This window comes from Actinomadura montaniterrae, from assembly GCF_008923365.1.
Classification (GTDB): Bacteria; Actinomycetota; Actinomycetes; order Streptosporangiales; family Streptosporangiaceae; genus Spirillospora; species Spirillospora montaniterrae.
The window spans coordinates 1-7585 of record NZ_WBMR01000339.1 but is presented as its reverse complement, the minus strand read 5'-3'; the positions used below and the strand labels follow the sequence as shown (position 1 = coordinate 7585).

Below are 7585 nucleotides of genomic sequence, written 5' to 3'. Positions count from 1 at the left end.
CTGCGCGACCGACTGGTGCGGCGCGGGCTGCGGGCCGGTGTCGGAGCGGCCGACCCGGCTCGGGATCGGGTTGGACGGCGCGGGCGGCGCGGCGGGCGGCGGCACCGGGCGGGGCGGCGGGGCGGCGCGCTTGGTCTCCGGCTCAGGGGACGGCTTGGCGGGACGTCCCTCGTCGAACCCCGCGGCGATCACGGTGACCCGCACCTCGTCGCCGAGCGCGTCGTCGATAACCGCGCCGAAGATGATGTTGGCGTCCGGGGCGGCCGCGTTGGAGACGAGCTGCGCCGCCTCGTTGATCTCGAACAGGCCGAGGTCGGAGCCGCCGGAGATGGACAGCAGCACGCCGTGCGCGCCGTCGATGCTGGCCTCCAGCAGCGGGCTGGAGATCGCCATCTCGGCGGCGGCGACGCTGCGGTCGTCGCCGCGGGCCGAGCCGATGCCCATCAGCGCCGAGCCGGCGCCGGACATCACGGACTTGACGTCGGCGAAGTCCAGGTTGATCAGGCCCGGCGTGGTGATCAGGTCGGTGATGCCCTGGACACCGGACAGGAGCACCTGGTCGGCGGCCTTGAACGCGTCCAGCACGCTGACCTGCCGGTCGGAGATCGACAGCAGCCGGTCGTTGGGGATCACGATGAGGGTGTCGACCTCGTCGCGCAGCGTCTCGATGCCGGCCTCGGCCTGCATCGCGCGGCGCTTGCCCTCGAAGCTGAACGGGCGGGTGACCACGCCGATCGTCAGGGCGCCGAGCGACCGGGCGATGTTGGCGACCACGGGCGCGCCGCCGGTGCCGGTGCCGCCGCCCTCCCCGGCGGTGACGAAGACCATGTCGGCGCCCTTGAGCACCTCCTCGATCTCCTCCCGGTGGTCCTCGGCGGCCTTGCGGCCGACGTCCGGGTTCGCTCCGGCGCCGAGGCCCCGGGTGAGCTCGCGGCCCACGTCCAGCTTCACGTCGGCGTCACTCATCAGCAGCGCCTGGGCGTCCGTGTTGATCGCGATGAACTCGACGCCCTTGAGTCCCTCCTCGATCATCCGGTTGACGGCGTTGACGCCGCCGCCGCCGATACCGACGACCTTGATGACCGCGAGGTAGTTCTGCGGTGCTGCCACGACGAGGGGCCTTTCCGCTCGCTCTATCCGACCCGCCGGTCCGGTCTGCCGACCGTCCGCCGCGGAGTTTCCTGACCTGTGCGCTTTTCCGGCGCGGGAAGCGGGCGGAACCGACCGTCGATCCGATCCACCCTCAACCCTCACCCTCAACTTGAGGCTTACAGTTATGTCAACCTGAGGACTGATACGGACAGTAGGGCGGCCTTACCGCCAGGGTCAACTAACCTCCCCCGAACTCCACCGGCGTGTCGCACTGGGCACGGGTTTGCCCTGGTTGGCGACGGACGTGTCCGCCGCCTGCCGCTCAGTGCACCGCCGCCCGCCCTCCGGTCCGTCCAGTTCGGCCGAACTCCGGCCGACCGTTCCAGCGTGCCCCATCGGACGCCCGGAATCGCCCCGACACACGCACCGGACCCGAACGGCTTGACATTCCGCCGCGCCGCCCGGCCGGTCACCGCGTGATCAGCACCTCCGGCGAGCTGACGTCGACGCTGTGCAGGGACCGCCCCGACGCCGTGCGCTCCACCGAGTCCAGCAGGCGGATCTTCTCCGCCGCGCGCTCCGGCGGGCCCCACGTCACCGTCAGGCCGCCCTTCATGTGCAGCTCCACGGACGCGGGATCGGCCGCCTCCACCTCGGTGACCCGGGCGCGCAGCCGCTCCGGCAGGCCGGTGAGCACCTTGAGGGCCGCGAGCGTCGCCGGGTCGGACGGCCCGGGCGAGGCGACGGTCAGCTCCGGGAGCCCCGCCGGGCGCGACGCCCCGTCCGCCACGGTCACCCCGTGCCGGTCGAGCCGCTGGTAGCGGCCGCCGCGCTGGAGCACCGCCACCGGGACGCGCTCGTGCACGACGATCCGGACCGTCGCCGGCCAGTCCCGTTTGACCTCGGCGGACTCGACCTCGCGGAGCCGCTCCACCCGCGCCCTGATCGCGCCGGTGTCCAGCCGCGCCATTGGGACGCCGAGCCGGATCCCGGCGGCGGCGACGATCCGGTCGCGCGGCGCGAGCGCGGCGCCGCTCACCTCCACGTGCCGCACCACCAGCAGCTTCGAGCCGAGCAGCACCCAGCCGACCGCGGCCAGCGCGCCGAGCACGAGCAGCGCGACGAAGATCACTTTCCATCGGCCCGGGCGTGCCCGGTCCGCGGCGGTCTCCGGCCCGTCCGCCGCCCTGTCCCCGGCCTCGCTCTCCGGTTGGTCCGTCCGCGCCTCGGTCATGACCCCAGCTTGACAGTGATCGGCCCGCGCGCCGCCGAACGCCCGCGCGGCGGCGTGTCCCCCTCCGGCGTGCCCCCTCCGCACGGCGCGGACGCTCAGCCGGACGCGAGCCGCTCCAGGATCAGCGGGCCGAGCGCGGTCACGTCGCCGGCGCCCAGCGTGATCACCACGTCGCCGGGACGGGCGAGCGAGGCGGCCAGGGCGGGGACCTCGTCGCGGACGGGAGCGTAGACGGTCTCGGTCCCGGCGGGGACGGCGTCGGCGACGAGCGCGCCGGTCACGCCGGGCTCGGGGTCCTCGCGGGCACCGTAGACGTCCAGCACGACCGCGACGTCGGCGAGGCCGAGCGCGGCGCCGAACTCGGCGGCGAAGAACCGGGTGCGGCTGTACAGGTGTGGCTGGAACACCGCGACGATCCGGCCCGGCTCCGGCTTCTCCCCCAGGTAGCCGCGGGTGGCCTCCAGGTCGGCGGTCAGCTCGGTCGGGTGGTGGGCGTAGCTGTCGAACACCTCGACACCGCCCGCCTCGCCCTTGCGCTCCAGCCGCCGCATCGCGCCGCCGAACGCGGCGAGCCCCTCCCGCACGGCGGCGTCGTCGACGCCGAGCGCCTGCGCGACCGCGACGACCGCGGCGGCGTTGAGCGCGTTGTGCCGGCCGGGGACGGCGAGCGCCACCTCGCCGGCGCCCTCGATCGTGAAGCGGGAGCCGAGGCCGCGCGGGGTGAACCCGGTGACGCGCAGGTCGGCGCCCTCCGCCTCCCCGTACGTCCGGACGGTCAGCCCCCGCGCGCGCGCCAGGTCCGCCAGCTCCATCGCGACGGGGTCGTCGGCGCCGGCGACGAGCGTCCCGCCCGGCTCGATCCGGTCGACGAACCTGGCGAAGTTCTCCTTCACCATCTCGAAGCCGCCGTAGTTGTCGAGGTGGTCGGCCTCGACGTTGGTGACGACCGCGATGTGCGGGGTGTACATGAGGAACGAGCCGTCGCTCTCGTCGGCCTCGGCGACGAACACGTCCCCGGTGCCCTCGTCGGCGCCGAGCCCCGTGGTGACCAGCTGCCCGCCGATGCAGTACGACGGGTCGGCGCCCGCGTGCTGCAGCGCGACCGTCAGCATCGACGTCGTGGTGGTCTTGCCGTGCGTCCCGGCGACGGCGACGGCGCGCCGCCCCGCCATCAGCGACGCCAGCGCCGCCGAGCGGTGCAGCACGCGCAGCCCGCGCTCGCGGGCGGCGACCAGCTCGGGGTTGGCCTCCCGGATCGCGGTGGACACCACGACGGTGTCGGCGTCGCCGACGTGCGCGGCGTCGTGCCCGACGAACACCTTCGCGCCGAGGTCGCCGAGCTGGCCGAGCAGCGCGGAGTCGCGCGCGTCGCTGCCGGACACGGCGATCCCGCGGCGCAGCATGATCCGGGCGATGCCGGACATGCCGGCGCCGCCGATGGCGATGAAGTGGACCCGGCCGAGCTCGCCGGCCGGGACCACCTCGCACGGGTCGATCAGGCTCATCGGGCGGCGCCCGCCGCGCGGACCACGTCGTACACCATCCGGGCCAGCGCGACGTCGGCGTCCCGGCGGCCCATCCGCCCGGCCGCCTCGGACATGTGCGCGACCCGGCCCGGGTCGGCCAGCACCGGCAGCAGGTTCCGGGCGATCCAGTCCGGCGACAGCTCGGCGTTGTCGACCAGCATGCCGCCGCCCGCCGCGACGATCGGCTCGGCGTTCAGCCGCTGCTCGCCGTTGCCGATCGGGAGCGGCACGTACACCGCCGGGAGCGCGACCGCGGCGAGCTCCGCGCAGGTCATCGCGCCGGCCCGGCACATCGCCATGTCGGCGGCGGCGTAGGCCAGGTCCATCCGGTCGCAGTACGGGATGGTGACGTACTGCGGGCCGCCCTGCGCGGGCTCCGGCTCCTCGGTGTTCTTCGGCCCGACGATGTGCAGCACCTGGATGCCGGCCTGCCGGAAGTACGGCGCCGCGGCCACCGCGGCCTGGTTGAGGGAGCGGGCCCCCTGCGACCCGCCGAAGATCAGCAGCGTCGGCAGGTCGGGCAGCAGGCCGAAGTAGGAGCGGGCCTTGTCGCCCATCGCCAGCCGGTCCAGCGCCGCGATCTCGCGGCGCAGCGGGATGCCGACGAAGGTGGCGTTCGGGAGCGGCGAGTCCTGGTGGGACACCGCGACGTGGTCGGTGAAGCGGGCGCCGAGCTTGTTGGCCAGGCCCGGCTTCGGGTTGGCCTCGTGCACGATGATCGGCACCTTGCGCTTGCGCGCGGCCAGGTAGCCGGGGGTCGCGACGTAGCCGCCGAACCCGACCAGGATGTCGGCCTGCGCCTGGTCCAGCACGTTCGCCGCCGCGTTGATCGCGCCGCGCAGCCGTCCCGGGACCGACAGCAGCTGCGGGGTCAGCGTGCGCGGCAGCGGGACCGGCGGGATCAGCGCGAGCTCGTAGCCGCGCTGCGGGACCAGCCGGGTCTCCAGGCCGCGTTCGGTGCCGAGGCAGACGATCCCCGTGTTGGGGTCGTTGCGGCGCAGCGCGTCGGCGAGAGCCAGGGCGGGCTCGATGTGTCCGGCGGTGCCGCCGCCGGCCAGGACAACCCTCATGCTCGTTGACAACTCCTCAGCGTGTTCGACGTGTCGGGTGCCGTCCGCTCGCGTGCCGTCCGTCCCGCACTCGGCGCGTGCGGGCGGCGGACGCCGGGTCGCCGGCACCCCGGCGGGGGGATTTCAGCGCCGTGCCAGTCCCAGCCAGCTTAGAGCCCTCACGACCGGTCCGGGGCCGCGTGCGGACAGTGCCTGCCGCGCGCCGGGCTCGCGTTTGGCGAACGCCAGCAGCATCCCGAGCGCGATCAGCGTCGGGATCAGCGCGGAGCCGCCGTAGGACACCAGCGGCAGCGGGATGCCGGTGATCGGCAGCACCCCGATCACGGCGCCGATGTTGACGATGGCCTGGACGACCAGCCAGGCGGTCGCGCCGGCGGCGGCGAGCCGGGTGAACGGGTCCTTCACCCGGCGGGCGATGCGCAGCCCCGCGTACGCGAGCAGCCCGAACAGGCCGAGCACGACGAGGGTGCCGACCAGCCCGAACTCCTCGCCGACGATCGCGAAGATGAAGTCGGTCTCGGCGTGCGGCAGGTAGTCCCACTTGGCGCGCCCCTCCCCGAGGCCGGTGCCGAACAGCCCCCCGGAGGCGACCGCGAACAGTCCCTGGATGCCCTGGTAGTTGCTGGTCAGCCGGTTGCCGGCCGGGTCGAGGAAGCCGGTGAGCCGCTGCATCCGGTACGGCTCGACGATGATCAGGATCGACACCAGCAGGCAGACGAGCCCGGCGATGCCGACGAACAGCCGGCCGGGCGCGCCGACCACCCACAGCAGCGCGAGGAAGATCGTCAGCAGGACGAGGGTGGTGCCGAGGTCGTTGCCGAGCATCACCAGCAGCACCAGCACCCCGGCGCCGGGCAGCAGCGGCACGAGCAGCGGCCGCCACTCGGTGAGCTGGCCGAGCCGCTCCTTGCGGGCCAGCAGGTCGGCGCCCCACAGCACCAGCGCGAGCTTGGCGGGCTCCGACGGCTGGATCTGGACGGGCCCGAGGTCGATCCAGCGGGTGGCGCCGCCCGCGCTGCGGCCGAGGCCGGGGACCAGCACCATGGCGAGCGCGACGATCGACAGCAGCAGCAGCGGGTAGGCGAGCGCGCGGAACGTCCGCACCGGCAGCCGGGACGCCAGCCACATCAGCGGCAGCCCGATCACCATCCACACGGCCTGCTTCTGGAACAGCGTGTAGGCGGACCCGGTCTCCTGGAGCTGCTTGACCGACGACGCGGACAGCACCATGGTCAGGCCGAGCGCCAGCAGCATCACCGAGCAGCTCAGGACCAGGTAGTAGGAGGTGAGGGGGCGGTCGAGCAGCCCGACCGCGGCGACCACCTGCTCGCGCGGCCCCGCCCGGCGCGTCCGTTCCTCCTCGGCCGGTACGGCGGTGGTCATGACGCCTGCGGGTCTCCGGCGGCGGCGAGGCGTTCCACCGCGGCGATGAACGCCTCGCCGCGGGCGGGGTAGTTGGCGAACATGTCGAAGGAGGCCCCGACGGGGGCGAGCAGCACGGTGTCGCCGGGACGGGCGAGCCCGGCTGCTTCGGTGACGACGCGGTCCATGGCCCCAGTGTCGGTGTCGGCGACGTCGACGACCGGGACATCGGCGGCGTGTCGCGCGAGTGCCTCGGCGATCCGGTGCCGGTCGCGGCCCATCAGCACGACGCCGCGCAGCCGCCCGGCGCAGGTGCGCACCAGGTCGTCGACGTCCAGGCCCTTGAGGAGGCCGCCGGCGATCCACACGATGGACTCGTAGGCGGCCAGGGACGCGGCGGCGGCGTGCGGCTGGGTCGCCTTGGAGTCGTTGACGTAGGCGACGCCGCCGACGTCGGCGACGTGCTGGATGCGGTGCGGGTCGGGCACGAACGAGCGCAGCCCCTCCCGGACGGCCTCGGGCGGCACCCCGAAGGCCCGCGCCAGCCCGGCCGCCGCGAGCGCGTTGGCGACGTTGTGCGGGGCGAACGGGTGGACGTCCGCCAGCGCGGCGAGCTCGGCGGCCTCGCTCGCCGGGTCGGCGGTGAAGGCGCGGTCGACCAGCAGTTCCTCGACGACGCCGAGCTCGCCGGGGCGCGGCACGCCCAGCGTGAACCCGGCGCGCCCGGCCAGGCCCTCGGCGCGTTCGGCGAGCGCCGTGGAGGTGGCGTCGTCGGCGTTGTAGACCGCGACGGTGCCCGGCGCGAAGATCTTCGCCTTGGCGCCGACATAGGCGTCCATGGAGCCGTGCCAGTCGAGGTGGTCGGGCGCGATGTTCAGCACGGTCGCCGCGTGCGGCGCGAGCGAGCTCGACCAGTGCAGCTGGTAGCTGGACAGCTCGACCGCCAGCACGTCGTACGGCTCGGCGACGGCCTCGACGATCGGGGTCCCGACGTTGCCGACGGCGAGGGCCTTGTGCCCCGCCGCCGTCAGCATGCACGCCAGCATCCGGACGACGGTCGTCTTCCCGTCGGTGCCGGTGATGGCCAGCCACGGCGCCGCGCCCTGCTCGCCCGCGGGGGGACGACCCCCCGCACCCCCCGACCCGCCGTCGGCGGTGATCCTCGCTCCGCTGCGGTCACCGCCGACGGGGCGCAGCCGCCACGCCAGCTCCACCTCGCCGATGATCTCGACGCCGGCCGCCGCGGCCGCCGCGAGCAGCGGCGCGTCCGGCTTCCATCCCGGCGAGGTGACGACCAGGCC

Annotated in this window: 6 protein-coding genes; all 6 read right to left on the bottom strand. The window is 74.4% G+C overall.

Annotated elements, in window-relative coordinates; genetic code table 11:
• On the bottom strand, nt 1–1110 hold a 1110-nt coding region (ftsZ, locus tag F9B16_RS47650), incomplete at its 3' end, for a cell division protein FtsZ (RefSeq protein ID WP_151546882.1).
• Nucleotides 1111–1561: 451 nt separating this feature from the next.
• Nucleotides 1562–2326 carry a cell division protein FtsQ/DivIB gene (locus F9B16_RS47645; RefSeq protein WP_151546881.1) on the bottom strand — a complete coding sequence of 255 codons (765 nt, stop codon included), beginning with the start codon at nt 2324–2326 and terminating at the stop codon, nt 1562–1564.
• 95 nt (nt 2327–2421) lie between these two features.
• Nucleotides 2422–3831, bottom strand: a complete 1410-nt coding sequence (murC, locus tag F9B16_RS47640) for a UDP-N-acetylmuramate--L-alanine ligase (RefSeq protein ID WP_151546880.1) — start codon at nt 3829–3831, stop codon at nt 2422–2424.
• Nucleotides 3828–4922, bottom strand: coding sequence for an undecaprenyldiphospho-muramoylpentapeptide beta-N-acetylglucosaminyltransferase (gene murG / locus F9B16_RS47635; RefSeq protein ID WP_151546879.1), 1095 nt, complete (start codon nt 4920–4922; stop codon nt 3828–3830). Before murG ends, murC begins: the two co-directional genes overlap by 4 nt.
• Before the next feature lie 123 nt (nt 4923–5045).
• A complete protein-coding gene (ftsW, locus tag F9B16_RS47630; RefSeq protein ID WP_151546878.1) occupies nt 5046–6305 on the bottom strand; it encodes a putative lipid II flippase FtsW in 1260 nt (419 codons plus the stop codon).
• A partial coding sequence (gene murD, locus F9B16_RS47625) for a UDP-N-acetylmuramoyl-L-alanine--D-glutamate ligase (RefSeq protein WP_151546877.1) occupies nt 6302–7585 on the bottom strand: 1284 nt, incomplete at its 5' end. The genes ftsW and murD, both read right to left, overlap by 4 nt.